This is a genomic window from Mesorhizobium waitakense, assembly GCF_056431085.1.
Genome location: NZ_JBWKME010000134.1, coordinates 1 through 17,434 on the forward strand (window position 1 = coordinate 1; position 17,434 = coordinate 17,434).

Below are 17,434 nucleotides of genomic sequence, written 5' to 3' on the forward strand. Positions count from 1 at the left end.
TCGGAGATGCTCCAAAATCACAAAAGAGTCAGCACCCGAGACCGTTGGTATGACGTGTCGTCTGGCACGCCCCGCCGAAACTTCCTGAGCAGGCATCAAGTGCGGCCTGCGACGCGTCCTCCAGCGTGTCGCCGAATTCCAGTTGATAGCGGGACGCTTTGCTGACCGGTTTGACACGGGCCACGGCGGCACAAGTATCGCGGAAGACCTGCGCAACGTTGCACCGGGTTCCGTTGCTGAAGCGGCGACATTCCGCCATGGCAGCGTCACTCGCGAGCTCATAACTCGCGTAACCGCCCTCGGTCAGGATCACGACGCCGTTCCTTGCCACCGCGATGGCGCCGAAAGCACCCTGCGGCGTTGGCTCGGCAATGCCGAGCAGGTTGGATTGCACCTGACTTGTGGTTTGGCTCGCAGCCAAGCCTGCGATCTGGTTCTGAAAGTCCTGGATGCGCTTGTTGAGGCCTACCTCGGCTGAATCCCGGACGGCAATCTGCGTCTTCAGGTCGTCGATCACCCTCTCCAAGCTATCGTTTTCGAGCTTCATCTCGTCGCGAGCGGCCGTCATTTCGGCCGATTGGTTGGTGAGCGACGCGACCTGGCCCGGCTGGGGGGCCGGGTTTTGCTGCTGCGCAAGCAGCGTTGTTAGCCTTGCGCGGTCGGCGTTGGCCGCATCCAGCTGCAACAGCAGATTGTTGGTGTTGGCGGGGGTGGGGCCGGTCTGCTGGACCAACTGGCGCTTGAGGTCAAGAATCGTATTGCGCAGATCGTCCCTCTCTGACGTGAGGGCCGCCACCTTCCGGTTCAACGGTCCAATCTGCGCCTGCAGCGAATCAGCGAACGGGTCGGTGACGACCGGCGAGGCCGTTTGCGTGCGCGCCACCTCATTTGCGAGGGCCTCGCGATCGGTTACGAGGGCTTGGCGGTCCGCGCTCAGCCGCGCCTCGGCTACTGTGAGAGCCTGCTCGCGCTGCTCCAGTTGTGTGAGACGGGCCTTGTCTTCAGCGTGATCCATCAATGCCCCGGTCGTGTCGGCCACCCAGGTCCAGGACAATGACAGCGCATGCCCTGCCGACGTCGTGGCGTCATTGAACCGGCGATCGAGCGCGTAAAAATTGACAATCGCGGGTGCCACCAGCAGCAGGACCACGCACGCGGTGCCTGCCATTCCGACGCGCCGCATGTTCACTTTCGCGCCGAGCTTCGCGCCCGCCCGCCGTGTTGCGCGAAGGGAGCGTGACGTTACGGCACCCAGTTTTAACCACAGCGGTGATGGCGGTGCATTTCCAGCTAAGGGGTCTGAAAACCCCAAGCTGCGGGAGCGTGCAACGGGGCCGCTGACTTCGGCATCACCGGCCGGTTCCAGGTGCGCCGGCTTTGCGGGTTCGGATGCACGCGCATCCAAGGCCTTGAGCCGTGCCTGGAGCGTGGGGTGGGTGGAAAAGAGGTTGCCGAACGCCGCGCCCCGGAACATCAGGTAGCCGTAGTGGTGCTCCTGCGCCGTCGGCTTGGCCGTCATTCCATGGATGCGCCGGAGGGCGCCGGCCATAGCCTCGGTCGATGTCACGTGTGCTCCGACCGCATCGGCATGGAACTCGCGGTTGCGGGAAATCCCCTTGGCGACAAGCTCTGACGCGACGAACACGGTTTTGCGAACAACGACGCCGGTCCCCCACGCGAGATGCGCGTTCAGTCGCGCGTTGGCCCGTTTCTTCGAGGCGGATGCGGCCATGACCATCCCAAACACGGTCAGGATGTTCACCACGCCGACCAGCATGCGCTGGAAGCCCTCGGCAAACTGCATCCGCGCTATGTCTTTGTGCAGGATGTGACCCAGTTCATGCCCGATAATCGCGTCCAGCTCGTCCTTGTCAAAATCGAACAGCGGTTTGCCGATAACCACCATGGACGACTTCTGTCTTGCACCCATCGCAAAGGCGTTCATGACGTTCGTGATCCCGACGGCAGGCCTCGGAAGGTTGAGCCGGTCCGAGAAGGCATGCACCCGCACGGCCAGCCAGTGGTCATCCGCCACGGGAACCACCCCGAAGCTGGTGCTGACATCACCGGAGGCGCGGGCGATGTAGCGACCGCCAAACATCAGGCCCAGGACGGACAGGGCCATTCCAACGAGCATCGGATAGTGGGCGTACTCGGTTCTCAGATACCAGTCGAACGGCGCCCATCCCCTGTACCACAGCATCAAGGCCAGCCACGTTATCACCTGGCAAGTCAGGACCAGGATGCCGCATAGCAGCAATGCTGTCGGCCACCATGAGCGGTTGCGGGGTTTGAGGTGCACGCCCGGGTCGGCGGAACGGTCCGAGAATCCAAGGAATGCGGCTACGTGCGGGGCGAAACGCAGGAGGAGCAGGCGACCCAGCCGGATATAGGCACGGAGCTGGTAGAAGATCAGCGCAAGCTCGGCGGTCCACGCGGTCCATGAATAGGTCCACCGCGGCCACGGCACCAAAGCCCACGCGAGTGACACCATGTTGATTTCGTAGATGCTGAGCGCGATCCATGCGACGCGCAAAACCGTGACCACAAGGACCGCCTTGAGCAGCGGCCGCAACCTTGTTTCCATGCCAAAAATCGAAGTTGCCAGCGTCATGGTTGAGGCTCCGCCATGGTGCCGATCCGGTTCCGGCACGTCTCGCTCTCGGTGTAGGACACCAGCCGTGTTTTGAAGGGGCGCGCGCCGCGTGCGTAGTTGATACTCCAGCGCCAGCCGTTACGCTGCCAGCCGGAGAGCAGTTCCATGATTTCATCCGGCGTCATCAGCGGCCGCCCTAGGAACTGGACGGTTTCGTTGCCGGAGGTGCCGGTGTTCACCGAGGCGTCCCCGTACCAGCGTTCCAACTGGGAAGACCCGCTGTGGCCGCTGGAGCTGCTCAGATAAGCGAGCGTTTCGTGGCCCAGGTACTTGCCGATCAGCTCCCCGGTGATGGGATCGTCGATACCGAAGAACTGTTTGACGGAGCAGTTGAGAAACGGCTGCCAGCTGTCGCCCGGATAATGCTCCTGGAGGGACATGACATCCTGAAGGAAGAACCACAGGCGAACGCCCGCGCTGGCGTGGGTACGGATGGCCGCGCGGAATTCCGGAAAAGGTCCGAGGTTCAAGAATTCATCGAGGACGAACAGCACCGGGATATCCGGTTTGCGGCGATTGCTCTCCATGGCATCAAGGGCGCCTTTGAGCAGGACGCGCAACCAAGGCGCATACGGCTCCATTTTGCCGAACGGGATATCAATGTAGACCGTCATCGGCCGGTCCTTCAGATCCTCAAAGGAGAAGTCCGTTCCGCTCAGGCTGGTCTGGATATCTGGGTCACGCCACAGGGCGAGTTTACTCTCCAGCGTCGCTTCGAGCGTCTTCAGGCCGCGATCGCGCGTCTTTTCAAGCACCGCCTTGCCGGCGTCGGCAGTCGGCGCGAACTCGGCGATTTTCTGGGCAACGTTGAGGAGATCCCGGCCTTTCTGGGAGGCCAGTTGGCAGACGGTTGCCAGGGTACGCCGATGGGACGGCGCGTTGTACTTAACGTACATCATGGCTGCGGTGAGAAACCCGGTCGCGTCGTCAGTGAAGAATTCCGATGATTTGGGATCACGGGGAAACATCTGCTCCGCAAGGGAGCGCGCATCCGATTCGGTGCGCACCTGGGCCATGGGATTGTAGCGATGCCGGACCCAGCCCGAGCCGTGGTCGAACGGGGCAATGCGATAGATTTCGTGACCGATGGATTTACGCCATTGCGACGTTTTTTCGAAATGCTCGCCCTTGGGGTCGAGCACCACGCAACTGCCCCGATACCGCAGCAGGTTCGGTACAATCGAAGTCACCGCCTTGCCCGATCGCGTCGGGGCAATGGTCAACAGGTGACCGTCGTCGTCCCAATGCACGAACTGAGGCTCGCCGCCGCTGTCGTCGTCGGAATAGGCGCCCAGCAGTATCGAGGACGGGTTGTCAAACGCCGACCGTCCGGCCAGGAACATTTTGCCACTCGGGATGGCGCGCAGGTCAGCGGATGTGGCCCAGCGTGCCGAGCCGTAGAGCGGCGGCGGATTTGCCAACTGCTGCTCGCGTTCTTCGCGCGCCTCAAGCTCGCGTTTGGCGCGCTCAATGATCGGCCCGGGGTCCCGGCCGGAGCGGATCGCCGCTTCCACGGCGTCACCCACCTCAGGTCCATAGAGGTCATCGAACTGCTTTCGCGCCCGTTTCCCCCGCAAATGACGGCCGATCTTCAGGCCGTACTGGCCCCACTTCACGCCGGTGGAAATGTCCCGGGACAAATCGCCCAAGGGATCAAATTTAAAATCGCCCATAGTTCAGCCCCAACCCTTGCCGGGACAGTAACAAGCAAGGCAAGGAATGCAATAGTCGACAAGGCCCGACAGTCACGAAGGAACAACGCGAGAAAACGCGTAAGGAACTGGAATGGCTAGAAAAAGGATCTCATCCGACGCCGTAAGCGCCTCGCCTACTGGACCCTGGGCAAGACGCAAGCGGAAACCATTCCTGGTATCCCCAGAGAACTGCGCCAGGGTGCGTTCATGCCTGTACCCAGGCGCTCGTGAATTCTGGCGAGAAACTCAGGGCTTTTCTGATGGTTGAGCAGCAGGACCAGCCGGAGCACTTGCCCGCCTACCACGATGAGCACTAACTCTTTCGGAGAGCACGTTGGGTAAGAAAGACGATCTGGAACGTCTCCAGCAACACACCCAGCCCCTGGAACAATCGATCGATGACATAGACCATCAAATCGACAGCGCGGCCCAAGATCTTGCGGCTCACGACAGTTCTGGCCGGCCGATGTGCAACGGCTATTGCCGTTGCCTTACGGTGGCTGGTATCGACGGAAGCGGTGGCCGCCTCTATTTGATACGCGGCGGGTGTTGGCGGGGTCCGTTGCAGCCATCATCGATGGCACCTTGCCGGCTTTGATGCCTTCCTGACCTCAGCGGGCTTTCGCACGCGCACCAATGAGTGCCGGTCGAGACTTTTTTTGGCGAGTGCGGACGCTGCGCCAGACGTCATTGAAGACGGTTCGGCAAATTACGGCAAGGACGTGACGTTCCTAGACGTGAAACGGGGCTTGTGTAAACATAAGCTTGAGCTTGAACACAGCGCTTTGGTGCGCGATTGTCGGAAGCCCAGCGACGCGAGCAACCCATGAAACGTGTGGAAAAGTTACGGCCCTTCGTGCCGACCGAAATCCATGTCGGCACGGTCACGGACGAGAAAGGCACCTTTGGGATTCTGTCGATCCACACAGCTGAAGGCCTCCTCGATATCGCGCTGGACCGGCAAGCCGCCGACACCATCATGAAGGCGATCGGCAAGATCCGGGCAAAACTGGAACCTTGTGAAAGCAAAAATATGCCCGGCCGTAAGCCGAGCTGAGACGCGTCTTCGGAACACCGGCAATCCCAACGGTTCGCGTTCCTAACATGCGATATCATCATGACCAGAGCGGTCACCTGCACGGGGAATTCAGTCAGCAGGCTCGGAACGTCACCGGTTGCCTTCGCATAGCGGACGAAGTCGATTTCGACCAGCGGCTCGATGGGCGTCGCGATGGCGAGAAGCTCGCGTTTCTCAGGACGGTATCGCTTGAGCGGCAAGGGCGCCGCCAGATTTGCCCATTGCCTTCGCGCGTGCTCGACCTCCCGGAGGTTGAGCACTGGGGAGCAGCCATAATGGCTCGAAACGAAAGACACTGCCTCCTATCGCGCCAGGTGTTGAACACATTCCTTTTAACGGGACAGCAGAACTGCTGGCCTTAAGTACTCCGGAAGCGGAGGCAAAAAAGCAAAAAGGGGATGAACATCCCCTATCACTTGTCCGGACGGACGCCTTGATTCTCAAGTACTTGTGGTTACCTTCTCCTTCGGCGCATTACCACGAAATCTCCAGTTCAGGGTATTCCGCCAAGATCGACGGCCTATACGCATCCTGTTCGAGACGGGTAGGACGCCAGACGTATTCAAACTGCTCGGAATCGAGCCATTTCTCAAGCGCCTTGGCGCCTTCCGTGTCGGACAGATCGAACGGGAACTCCTGCACAATACGGTAGCGGCGATGGCCCTGCATGGCCGCGTCGTCGATGGCGGCGGCGATCGTCGCCGGTTTGTACAGCCTCTCGGCGTATTTCGTCCTCATGGTGGAGGCCATGAGCACATTGCCTTCTGCGCGTTTCATCAGAATGCACTCCCGAGATAGGTGTCGGTGATTTTTAGCCGGCCATGGCCCAGCTCGGCCGAGATTTTGTGGCGCGCCGCCCGATCGGCACCACGTTCATTCCCGTTCATGTCAGCCCAGCGCTTGCCGCCTGCCAGCGGGCAGGATTGGCCGGTCAGCGTCGCATAGCGTTGCTGCGCATACGCATGGCGAAATCCGTGGGTGTTGCGGAGCCCCGCCTTGAGCGTCTGGTACTCGAACCGCTTGAGCTGTTCGACATAGCTCATATGCGCCGGGATCAGAGACCCTCGGCCGGGAACAAGGCGCATGACGTGCTCGAGCACTTGTCGCTGTTCAAGCGTGATAACGGGGACGGTCCGGGCCCGGCCACCTTTCGTCCAGCTCGCCTGGAGGGCGATATGGTCGGCCCTGACGGCCGCCTGCGGTTGGAACTTCATGGCTTCTTCGCGTCGCAGTCCAAACGCCACCTGGAGGAGAACCGAGGCCTTGATATGCGGGCACTCGATCCCCCCATGCTTGGCATGGTCGAGAGTCTGGGCGCGGTTGCGCGCGACTTCGCCACGTTCGGCGACGCCGTACGCGGCGTTGTCGCGGTTGACGACATTAACTTTGTTGATCTTCTCCGCCCACCAGCGCAGCCAGGTGAGGCGGTTGCGGACACTGGCGTCCGAGGTGTCGGAATCGAGCCATCGTTCGACAAGGGCCTCGACGTGCTTGGGTTTGAGGGAGGTCGCGGACGGCAGCTTGTAGCCGAGGTCCACGAGGTCATTTGCCATTGCGGACAGGCCGCGCCGGCGGTTGTTTTGAGTGCCGTAAGAGCCATCCCGGTTGCGGTGGCACAGCCGCACCAGGTCCATGGTTAAATCGTCCATCTTGCTCGCTTCTTTTTGTTGGCTGAGTGTTGATGGCCGATGCACGTCCGTAGATCGTGGCACCCCGTGAAGGTCATTCGCGGTATGGCCGGAATGCGTAGTCTTCCTTACGGTACGAGCCTCCCGAGCCAGCCGGGTGGCTGGCCGATATGGTTTGCCCTGTTGGGCATCCGGTTGCCGAGAGGTCGAAACCGGAGGTGTGGCCGCCGCGGCGGCGCACGAATGAGATAAGCAGGCATTCTGCTCTCCTTTGGTTGGGGAAAAGGTCGGGTGAGATGGATCAGGCTTTGGTTGCCCGGCGAGACAGTGATGGTGTCGCCTGCTGATGGCCAGCGCGTTGCATCAGAAATGATCGCCGAAGCGCAGCGTCATTTGGGCGTCATGTGGCGGCGTTTGCACTAACCCGTCATCCACCGTGGGTTTGGGGGCGGTCTGTCACTCCCCAATACATTGGCGAGTGACAGCCCGCCGGCCGCCCGCATCGTCGGACATTCCATGCCCGACCATGCTCGTCACGCCTTTCCGCGTTCCTGGCCAACGCTGTTGGCCCGGATCCCGGATTGGCGTCGGCACGGCAAGCGGTGGCCCTGCGTCAGGGCCGAAGGCTTGATTGTTTTCGACCGCCTCCGCCCTGTGGCAGGCAGCCGGGGGCCGGAAGCATCCACTCGGGATGCCCCAGCCGTTGCAGCGTCGTCGTGTTGCCGGGTTGCCGGGTTCGTCTCGCCACGTCCGGTGTCGCGTTGGCCATGGCTCTTCCGTTGATGGACTGTCCGGAGTGATGCCTGTTCTTTTAGCCGGCGCGGCCGCCTTGTCCCGTTCCTGCCCGCTCCTTCGCTACGCTCCCGTGTTGGGGACAAGCCGCCTCTGCACGCCGTCTCCTTTGGAACCGTCCTCCGGGACAGAAACCATCCACCAAAGGAAAAGACCATGACCCTCAAACGCAACACCCAGCCGAAGCCCGAGCCCAAGTCACCGATCTACCACGCCTACACCGTGCGCGACGGCAAGGACGGCCAGAAGGGCTTCTGGACCCGCATCGGCGCCTTCTTCGCCCACGATGACGGCGAAGGCGGCACGCTTCTCCTCGACGCGCTGCCGCTCGACGGACGGATTGTCCTTCGCTCTCCCAAAGTCGAAGACGACGAGTAGGAGGCCGCCATGCAGCTCTTGACCCAAGACCTGCGGAACAAGCTGCTGGCGAATGGTCGCCAGCAGCTTCCTCTCCGTGGCACCGGCGGCGAAATCGATTTCGTTCCCGTTGTTAAACTGTTCACGCCGGATGCCGCCGCGACCTGGCTCCTCACTGAGATCGATCCGGAAGACCCGGATATCGCCTTTGGTCTATGTGACCTTGGGCTTGGCTGTCCGGAACTCGGCAGCGTCAGCCTCGCGGAACTCGCGTCGGTCCGTGGCCGCCTTGGCCTGCCGGTGGAACTCGACCGGCATTTTAAGCCGGACAGAGAGTTGTCGACCTATGCCGAGGAGGCTCGACGACTTGGCCGCATCCAAGGCTGAGAACGATTGCCAACGCCGCCTCGAGTGGCGTTGGCGTTGTGTCGGTTACCGTCGGCTCTTGAGGGCGACTGCCGAAGCCTCTGCTAGTCTGGTGCGGGCGGGGCGGGGTCGCGCGCTGCCGCATCCGGTAGAAGCAACGCCCGCCACAATATCGGAGCGTCCGCTTCGGATGCCAGAGCCTCGAGGGCGACTTGGAGCGCTTTGGCTTTTGGCTGATTATCAATTGCACCGTGAAGAGTTTTGGTGGCAGCGGATATGTTGCCGTCCTCTCGGTGCGCCTGGGCCAGCGTCAGCGCGAATGCCGTCTCATAAAGATCCGGCAGTTTTAGGCCACCCTTCTGATATTTTTGTTTGTAGTATCCGTCGTATAGCGACGCGATTTCATCAGCAGGCCATTCGACGTCTCGGGACAGCGCGAACCGCACGGCAAGGCTTTCAAGGGATGGCGGCTCAAGGAGCTTGTCATAGCGTTCGACTAGTTTTGCGCTGTCAGGAAGCCGGTCTTCCTGCCTGACGAGGACATGGAAAAGTCCATAAAGTGCGACCATGGGCAGTCGGTGGGCGACCTTCGCCCGAGGGATCAGAAGTTCGTATTTGCGAAGCAGGTCCCGAATATCCACTAGTGTCGCGTCGGGAACCTTCTGTTGGACAGAGGCGATCAGGCTCAGGAACCCGCCCAGCTTCTGACGTGCGATGTCAGGCCGGAATCCTTCGTGCTTCCAAACCCAATATTGGGGGGCCATTTCGAGTTCGACGATGTTTGGGAAATCGCTTTGGTAGCGATAGCTTTCCTTTTCGACCTTCGGGCCATTGCGCACGTAGGCAAAAATGAGGTGGCGGGCCATGCGCGCCAATCCATTCAAGGTCAAAACAGGTCGGCGGTCGTGGCTCGCTGTTTCCCCTAAATCCCAGACATTACTGATCTGTTTTGGAAGCGGAGCCAAGGTGTGTATGTATTTGGACCGGATCGTGTAGGCTTGCGAGATTGCCTCGACCAGATCTGCTTTACCTACCGGGCGCACTTGGCCTTCCGCCTCCTGTCTGAAGTACGAGGGAGAGAGGTTCTCAAGGGCAAATGACCGAAACCGACGAGCCAAGCCGATATGCTCGACCTTGAGCAATGCCTTGCGAACTCGGTCCCCAGTCTCTTCAACTGCCCCCTTCAGGGCCTTGTCCACGGCCGTACGTTTACGTTCATCATAGTCGTCCCATTGTGCATCCGGTCCTTTGAAATTCTGGGCCAGAGACTCAATTGACGCGACCAGCAGCGTGTAGGCTAGGTCAATGTCATCGCCGATCCGATGGAGACCGGTCACATAGGTCCGGATCGCTCCTACCGCTGCAAGGTAGTCGCTCCGCTTCAGCGCCATCAATTCCTGGATGAAACCCTTGAGCTGATCGAGGTCCGCTTCGCTGATATTGACCTCGCTGTCGAAGACGCGGGCAACATACGTCCGGGGCGGCGATATTGTGCTTGGCGACAACGGCTGGTCGCCGACCAGGCGCCGCAAAAGGTCGGGATCCGGCGTGCAGATCACGTTGAGAGCGAAGGACGCGATTGAGGCGAAATCCTTCAGGAATGGATCGACCCCAATGGAGACAAGAACGCCAGTGCCTTCGGCGCCTTCATACTCTTCGACGATTTCGTAGGAGAGGGTGCGCAGGCCACGGAAAGCAGTGGAAGGTTGCAAGGAACCCGCAGCCGTTTCGATGTGCTCGCAACGCCATGGTGCTCGCATATTGCTGTAGAGTGTGCCGCGCATGATGTTCCGCCGGCGCGTCTCATCCGTGTAGAATTTACCGCTGACGATCTGTAGCATCAGCATTCCTTTTGATGTGCTTGGTCGGCCGCGACGCGGACGCCGTCGACCAAGGCAGATTGCGAGCTAGCGTTCATTCCGCTGGGACCGATGGATTAATCCCGCCAAAGCCGGTTTGCCTCGAAATCGAGCTTTGCCGCTTTCATTTCTGCCACCAGTTTCGCCTTCCATCCTTCCGCGCTGTCGAGCTCGGTATAAATGACCCCCGAGAGGTCTGAAGGAATTTCGATGTGGCCTTTCTGGAGAAGGCAGACACGGCCGCGGCCCAATTTGCCGGCGAAGAAGCCAAGCTCGAATATGACGTTCTGACGTGCTCTTGATGCCTGCTCGGCGGTGGAAACGGCGGCGCCTACATCGTCTGGTGTGAGCAACACAACGGCAAAGCCAACCTCGGTCGCAAAGGCTTCGAACTTTTCCACAATGGTACGGCCTTGGTTGGGCTGCTCCTTGAGCACGATGGCTTCAAGTCCCAGCTTCTCCAGAAACCGGGCCAAACTCTGAAGGGCCGCCTCATCGTGGCCGTGAACGATGAACACCTTGTTGGAGTCCGGAACAACAAGCTCTGTTTTAAGGCTCTCATTGTTCAGGATATAGGCCTTGTAGTCTCTTACAAAGGGAATGATGAGTTGACGGGTTACTGCATGGATCGATGAGCTAAGGTTATTACCGGAGTAATAGAATGTATGCCCGAAATCCATAAGGAAATCGGGCTTCTCGGCAAAACGTCCAATGAGCAAGAAGGTGAGACCTAGGCCTTGCTCCACATCGTCGGGCCACAAAATTTTATCGCTTCCGACCATGCCGCCATTGCGTTCTTGTTTGTCTAGAAATGCGTCAAGATCCAGCCCCTTTGTCAGCTTCTTGTTGGCACTCTCCAAATCGGCGTGGTTCAATAAACGTCCCAGCACTTTCAGCGGCCGCTCGAAAGACTGATATTCGGCACCCTGTAGGTCCAGCACTGCGTTGTTGATCTGCGCAAAAAGGTCGGTCGCCATCAGTCGTTTGAACCTTCACCCAGTCGTGCGGCTGCAGCACGGTCGATTATGCCCTGTCGGTATTGTTCCTTCATACCTTCAACCATCGTCGCTACGATTGGATTGGATGCATAGGGTTGAACTTTGGCGTCGATGATCGCCTCGATCTCCTTTATTGCAGCCTCAATACTGCTGGGATCCTGCGGGTTAAAGTTGACCACCCCCAACTCGCCATCTAGCTCTGCAATCGCTTTTTGGGCGTCGTCAAATTGTTTAGTTAGCGCATCGAGCCCTTGGATTTTCAAGGTAATATCCTTTCTTGATTTGGCTCAGTCGTTGGTGTTTCGCTGCTTTCGGCAGCGAACAAATGACTTATTATCCGTGTAGGAAGACTGATTTGGCAAGTGCAATGAGGTCGTCTTAACGGTTTTATTGTTCGATGATTTGGCTCAGTCGTTGGTGTTTCGCTGCTTTCGGCAGCGAACAAATGACTTATTATCCGTGTAGGAAGACTGATTTGGCAAGTGCAATGAGGTCGTTTTAACGGTTTTATTGTTCGATGATTGGGCGCCTGAAGTGAGCGTGGTCGCTAAATCAGCCTGCCATAGAACCTGTCGTTCGACGGCGCGCCACTATCGACGCAGATTCCATGGCGATGAGGACGTTTCCACAGGGCAGGCTACACCATCCCTTGCGTCTCGAACAGATCAAGAACAGAATGACCTGTGTCTGATATCGAAAAAGAGTCGCCGATCGCTGCTCCCGCCGCCAGCGCCAACGCTGGCGGGCAGTTTGAGGTGCGGGTAGGGGCGTTTTACACCCTGTGCATGCTGGCCGGCGGTGAGCCGCGTGGTCTTGTCGGCGCGACGGTGCAGTCGGTCGCTCTGCAGCAAAGGCTCGCCGGGCATCCGCTTGATGACATCGTCATACATGCAACGAATGCGGATGGTTCGCAGGCGACGCTCGAAATCCAGGCCAAGCGGACACTGGCGTTCACCGCAAGCGACGACGAGTTCGTCGACGTTGTCGGACAGGTCTGGCAAGCATCGCTGAAGCCAGCGTTCGAGGCCGAACGCTATGAGACGGCAGTGGCTATCGCGCGCACGACCACGCGAATTGAGCAAGCGGTCCAGGAGGTCCTGCACTGGGCACGGCAACGACCTGACGCCGCCTCCTTTATGGGAAATATCAGGCGGAAAGGCTTCGCCTCCGACCCGATGCGCAGCTTCGTCAAAGTCTTCACCGATAATCTCCAACGGCATGGGGCGCCAACTGACGATGAAACGGTGTGGCGTTTGCTGCGCCGGTTTCAGGTGCTCGCTTTCGATTTTGAAGCTGTCGGGTCTGACTATGAGCACCGGGCTCGGGAACGGTGTCGGTTTGTGCTGGCATCTGATCAGGCCAGCCGCGCGGTCGATCTTTGGTCCCAGCTGATCGTTGACGCAGAATCGTCGGCTAGGGGAAGCGGATCGCGCACGCGCACCGACGTCATCAGCAAACTGTCAGCCGAAGCGGGGTTCCGGTTTGGCGATGCCGCCGATTTAAAATGGATGATGGCCCTCCTGGCCGATAGCGCCCAGTTGGCGCTCGGCGAGATCGGCAACGAGGTCGGCGGTGTGCGGCTCGCCCGGACGGCGCTGATTGAAGAAGCCTGTGAGGCGCTGGGACGGACGCGCGTTCTTAACATCGTAGGTGCTCCCGGCGCCGGTAAGTCGTATGTTTTGAAGCACTTGGCCGAACTTCTGCGACCAGAGGGACGCATCATCGTCCTACGGAACGGGCGCATCGTGCCGGGTGGTTGGCCGCGGATGGCCCATGAAATCGGCTGCACCGTTCCTTCGGATCAATTCTTCAATGAACTTGGAGCGGGCGGTGGTACCACGCTGTTCATCGACAATATCGACCAGGTCGACGACGAGAAGGAGCGGGCGACCGTCACCGACCTGTTGGCCGTCGTCGCGAAATACCCAGGCTGGCACGCGGTCGTAACCAGCAATGAAGTAAGTTCGGATTGGAAGACGGTGCTTCCGCCGGCACTGCTGCCGGATGTGGCGGTGCTAAAGGTCCCGGACATCTCAGACGACGAGGCCGAGCAACTGTCGGAGCAGAACGCGGCATTCGCCGTTCTCTTGGAGAAAGACCATCCGGCCAAGAGCATTGCCAGAAACCTGTTCTACCTCTCGCGCATGGTTGCGTTGAGCGCCGGACAGCTGGCCGAGATTTCGTCTGAAATTGACCTGGCCCGTCTCTGGTGGAATTACGGCGGCGGTCGCGGTGAAGATTCAGGCCGGTGGGCGCGCTTGAGGGCGCTGCGCGGGATGGGAGCCGATCTTCTGGCGGAGCCGACGCTTGTCGCCTCGAAGGCTGACAGCCTCGATTCCGCCGTGGTGGCGGAACTGCTGCGCCTTGATGCCATCCGCGAAGAAATCCGCGGCGCGGAAGTCGCGTTCCGGCACGATGTCCTGCGGGATTGGACACTCGGTTTCATGCTGGACGAGGATTCAAAACGGATTGAGGCGTTGGCCAAGGATGCCCCTTTGCCAGCGGCCTTGTCCCGTGGCCTGGAAATGGCCGCCCGCGTTGCTCTGGAGGGCGATGAAACCGGGGTTCGGTGGCAGAACCTTCTCCAATTGGTGTCGGGGGACACCGCGCACGGCAGTTGGCGGCGGCCAGTCCTGCTCGCCCTGCCGCGCTCAGAGCGTTTTGCGCAATATTTGCAGTCAATGATTAGGGTACTGCTTTCGGATGACGGCCGCGTGCTGCGTGATGTGGTCCGGCTGATCATCATTGCCGAGACAGAGACTTACGCCGAAGTGTTTGCAAAGGCGCAACCAGGTCAGCCCGTTCCGCCCGGAGCCAGAGAATTCGTGTATCCGACGGGGCGTGGATGGGTAGCCCTGATTGCGTGGCTTGCGCTCAATGCCCGATCGCTTCCGCAGCCTACGATCCCGGAAGTCGCCACCGCCTTCAGAGCCTGGCTGATGGCGACCCATACGCTCCAGCTTCCCATAAATGCCGAGGTTGTTGCCATCCTGTTCGAATGGCTCGCCCTGATCGACGAGGCCGTGCGACCGCGCATGTTTCGGGAAGGAGAGGAGATCCCGCCACTCGTCACAATCCCGCACATCACCGATGCGCATGCGCTCGTCCGAATGACGGCTTGTGCCTTTGCACTGGTCAATCCGGCGGCCGCAAGAAAATACCTTGCGACCCTGAATGCCGGCGAGACAATTCACCGAGAGTTCGAGGCTCTGCTGAAGGGCCGTGGCGCCCTTGCCAAGGCTGCGCCGGCCGAGTTCGTGGATTTCTTCCTTGGCGGCGTGATTGAGAAGCCCAAACGGCGGGACTTTTACAGCAGTTCTCGGGATTTGAGGCCATTCGGCATTCATGAGCATTTGTTTATGCCAGCCTCGCCAAGCCAAGGTCCGTTCCTCGAAATCCTCGAACAGACCCCCGATGAAGGTTTGCGGCTGGTTCGCCGCATCGTCGAACATGCGACCGACTGGCTTCGCAGGCATTATGCCAAGGAACGCGTGCCGTTCCCCCGGATCATGATCGCCTTTCCGGAAGGCTCAAAATCATTCGAGGGCGATGCCAGCGTTTATGGTTGGCCAAGGGTCCCTGTTCCGAGCTGCATGATCACGTCGGCTTTGATGGCACTGGAGGCGTGGGGCCATAGCCGGATCGAGGCGGGAGGGGCTCCAAGCCAAGTACTCGACGATGTTTTGGGGCCGGATGGTTCGAGCTTTGCCTTCCTGGCGGTGGCCGTCGACCTCGTTTTGTCGCACTGGCCGATTTTCCGCGAGGTGGCCTGGCCACTGGCATCAGCCCCCGAACTTCTCAATCTCGATGAGCATCGCCACGTTCGGGATATCACTGGCGTCGACCGCTTCCTCGCGTCTGAGCGGGAGCCGGCGACCGCGAAAGTGAAACGTGCCGATCTTGACGCACGCCCCTCCCGCAGAACTCGGCTAGTGATGGGGTTTCCCTATTACGTGTTCGACGCCAAACCCGAACTGGGCGAGGCGCTTCGCAAGTTGCTGGAGCAGGCCAGGAACGAAATCTGGCAGCGTCCGCCGGACGGCGAGGATCCGATCCAAGGGTTGCATGCGTTAGCAAATCGCGCCGTGCGCATGATGGATCCGGACAACTGGCAATCCGGAAGCTATGAAAATGAAGATGGTTCTACGGCAGAGTTTCTCCAATATGTGCCGGAGCCGGACGAACAGCGGCTGATCGCCGAAAAGAACGCAGAGGTGGCGGCAAGCACTCGGCATTTCAACATCCGTGCCGGTATTGAGCTCGCCTTGACCGATCCGGGACGCTCCACCCCGGAGATTGTCGCGGATGGCATTACGTGGGCGAAGCAACAGCCCGACGACCTCGCCTCGATTTCCGAAGATACCGACCGCGATGAGTTTGACGCAGAATTGGACCGGCGCGCAATTGTGATGGCCGCAGCGCTTGCCGCGCGCGATTACCGAGAATGCGATCGTGCCGAAGTGCTTGTATGGGCGGAGGGTATTCTGGATCGAGCCGTCAAGGGCCCTTCCCGCGGGAGCCATGGGAACAACCTGATCATTTACGACAAGGTCGCAATCGCGGCTCTCGGGCTGATCTCCATTTATCGCGAGAATCCGACCGTCGCTGTCCGGGATAAATTGCTGGCCTTGGCCGCCAATCCCAGCCTCCCGGTTACGAATGCTCTCGGCGACGCATTTGTGGATTGGAAGACTGACAAGGTCCTGCCTGCAATCGTCCGCATCATGCTGGCCAGTTCGAGCTACCCGCGTCGCCGCGATACGGAGTCGGACAAACAGGCAGTTGAGCAGGCGCATGCGCAAAGGATTGAAAAGGCTGTTGCCGCCGAGCGCGCTTGGCTTTCCGGCCAAGGCGAGGAACCAGGTTGGCCGACGCTTCCCCCGTGGCTCACTCGCCCCAAACGTTATCTCCAATTGCCCGGGTTTGCAGCAGAGAGACCCCGAAAACGGCGTGCAGAGGCGCCTGACGCCTACGCCAGCGAGCAGCGATTGGGCGAAATCGTATCCCACTTAGTTCCATTGACCGTAGGCACGTTTCCCGGCTGGCTCGTGCCGCTGACGGAGCATTTCATGGCATGGACCCTTGCGGCCAACGTGTCCGAAGATGAAGAGCGAGAGCCGGAGGGCCGGCCATTTACGTGGAACGCGCAGTTCTATGATTACCTTGGGATCCTGTGTGCGGCTCTGCCGCACGAAAAGGTTATCAAGAGCTTTGTCCAGCCCCTCACCGAACTCGGCGATGAGGCATTTCATGATGGAATGGCCAGCCTTCTCAGGGGCTTCGATCGGGCCGTGCTGTCCTCCAATGCGACAAAGCCAGCCGATCCGGCGGCCATGCGTGTTGCATTGGCCGAGCGGCTGAAGAACACGCGGAATTATCAGCGTTTGAACTGGAGGAAGGAATTTTCCACCGAGAGCCATGCCGCCGATGCGCTGACGGCCATGTTCTTCCAGCGATCAGGCATTCTTCCGTCTCGTCGCCCCAGCGTTCCAGATAACTGGGATGGTCTCGAAGCGGTCATGCCGACGCTGACGGGCTTGGTCACAGGCGCTGCCAGTTCAGGCTACCTGGCCATATTGTTTCTCGACCTCATCGAGACATCGCGGCGTCAGGCTCTATTGCCCTATTTGGTAGAGGCTCTGGGAGCGTGGTGCTCGGCCTATGGGCCGGATACGAGCTTCTGGGTCAGCCACGACATCGGAGGCCGTGCATGCCGCTGGCTGAAGGATGTTCTAACGGACGGTGGACAAGGATTGCTAGATCCTACTCAAGCAAAAGCCTTGCTCGATCATCTCGATGTGCTGGTCCGGGCAGGGGTAACTTCGGCACGTGAGATCGAAGAAGTGATGGCCGGGGGCAACACGCTGTATGCCGGACAAGCGGCGGTGATAGGCCGCGCAAATGGACTTACCCCTGCGCCATAGTCCTGATATTTCGATATTCGTTCAGGATGCCCGACATTCTCAATCGGAGCAGCGCCTACTGGGCGCCCGGCGATCTACGGAA

General features: G+C 59.8%; 11 protein-coding genes. 4 read left to right on the forward strand and 7 right to left on the reverse strand.

Annotated features, from left to right (window positions below):
• Nucleotides 1–28: 28 nt before the first annotated feature.
• On the reverse strand, nucleotides 29–2,614 hold the full coding sequence (locus tag AC07FD_RS27070; protein ID WP_478352329.1) for a M48 family metalloprotease: 2,586 nt from the start codon (nucleotides 2,612–2,614) through the stop codon (nucleotides 29–31).
• Complete coding sequence (locus AC07FD_RS27075; RefSeq protein ID WP_478352330.1) at nucleotides 2,611–4,329, reverse strand: type IV secretory system conjugative DNA transfer family protein; 1,719 nt, start codon at nucleotides 4,327–4,329, stop codon at nucleotides 2,611–2,613. The genes AC07FD_RS27070 and AC07FD_RS27075 overlap by 4 nt, the downstream gene beginning before the upstream one ends.
• 817 nt (nucleotides 4,330–5,146) lie before the next feature.
• Here AC07FD_RS27075 and AC07FD_RS27080 point away from each other — a divergent pair.
• Nucleotides 5,147–5,407 (forward strand): hypothetical protein, encoded by a 261-nt coding sequence (locus tag AC07FD_RS27080; RefSeq protein ID WP_478352331.1) that lies wholly within the window; start codon nucleotides 5,147–5,149, stop codon nucleotides 5,405–5,407.
• Between the two features lie 495 nt (nucleotides 5,408–5,902).
• Here the strand turns inward: AC07FD_RS27080 and AC07FD_RS27085 are convergent, their stop codons facing one another.
• Both AC07FD_RS27085 and AC07FD_RS27090 read right to left on the reverse strand, forming a co-directional pair.
• Nucleotides 5,903–6,205 carry a hypothetical protein gene (locus AC07FD_RS27085; RefSeq protein ID WP_478352332.1) on the reverse strand — a complete coding sequence of 101 codons (303 nt, stop codon included), beginning with the start codon at nucleotides 6,203–6,205 and terminating at the stop codon, nucleotides 5,903–5,905.
• The gene (locus AC07FD_RS27090) at nucleotides 6,205–7,077 is read right to left on the reverse strand and encodes a phage integrase N-terminal domain-containing protein (RefSeq protein ID WP_478352333.1); all 873 of its coding nucleotides are present in this window, start codon (nucleotides 7,075–7,077) and stop codon (nucleotides 6,205–6,207) included. Before AC07FD_RS27090 ends, AC07FD_RS27085 begins: the two co-directional genes overlap by 1 nt.
• 927 nt (nucleotides 7,078–8,004) lie before the next feature.
• Here AC07FD_RS27090 and AC07FD_RS27095 point away from each other — a divergent pair.
• Both AC07FD_RS27095 and AC07FD_RS27100 read left to right on the forward strand, forming a co-directional pair.
• Nucleotides 8,005–8,226, forward strand: a complete 222-nt coding sequence (locus AC07FD_RS27095; protein ID WP_478352334.1) for a hypothetical protein — start codon at nucleotides 8,005–8,007, stop codon at nucleotides 8,224–8,226.
• A gap of 9 nt (nucleotides 8,227–8,235) precedes the next feature.
• Nucleotides 8,236–8,592, forward strand: coding sequence for a DUF2958 domain-containing protein (locus tag AC07FD_RS27100; protein WP_478352335.1), 357 nt, complete (start codon nucleotides 8,236–8,238; stop codon nucleotides 8,590–8,592).
• 83 nt (nucleotides 8,593–8,675) lie between these two features.
• Here AC07FD_RS27100 and AC07FD_RS27105 read toward each other — a convergent pair whose 3' ends face one another.
• The 3 genes from AC07FD_RS27105 to AC07FD_RS27115 all read right to left on the reverse strand — a co-directional run bounded on the left by AC07FD_RS27105 (nucleotide 8,676) and on the right by AC07FD_RS27115 (nucleotide 11,691).
• A complete protein-coding gene (locus tag AC07FD_RS27105; RefSeq protein WP_478352336.1) occupies nucleotides 8,676–10,412 on the reverse strand; it encodes a hypothetical protein in 1,737 nt (578 codons plus the stop codon).
• A 95-nt stretch (nucleotides 10,413–10,507) separates the two neighbouring features.
• On the reverse strand, nucleotides 10,508–11,407 hold the full coding sequence (locus AC07FD_RS27110; protein ID WP_478352337.1) for a TIR domain-containing protein: 900 nt from the start codon (nucleotides 11,405–11,407) through the stop codon (nucleotides 10,508–10,510).
• On the reverse strand, nucleotides 11,407–11,691 hold the full coding sequence (locus tag AC07FD_RS27115; protein ID WP_478352338.1) for a hypothetical protein: 285 nt from the start codon (nucleotides 11,689–11,691) through the stop codon (nucleotides 11,407–11,409). Before AC07FD_RS27115 ends, AC07FD_RS27110 begins: the two co-directional genes overlap by 1 nt.
• A 420-nt stretch (nucleotides 11,692–12,111) precedes the next feature.
• On the opposite strand from AC07FD_RS27115, the gene AC07FD_RS27120 reads away from it, so the two are divergent.
• A complete protein-coding gene (locus AC07FD_RS27120) occupies nucleotides 12,112–17,352 on the forward strand; it encodes a hypothetical protein (RefSeq protein ID WP_478352339.1) in 5,241 nt (1,746 codons plus the stop codon).
• Nucleotides 17,353–17,434: the final 82 nt, after the last annotated feature.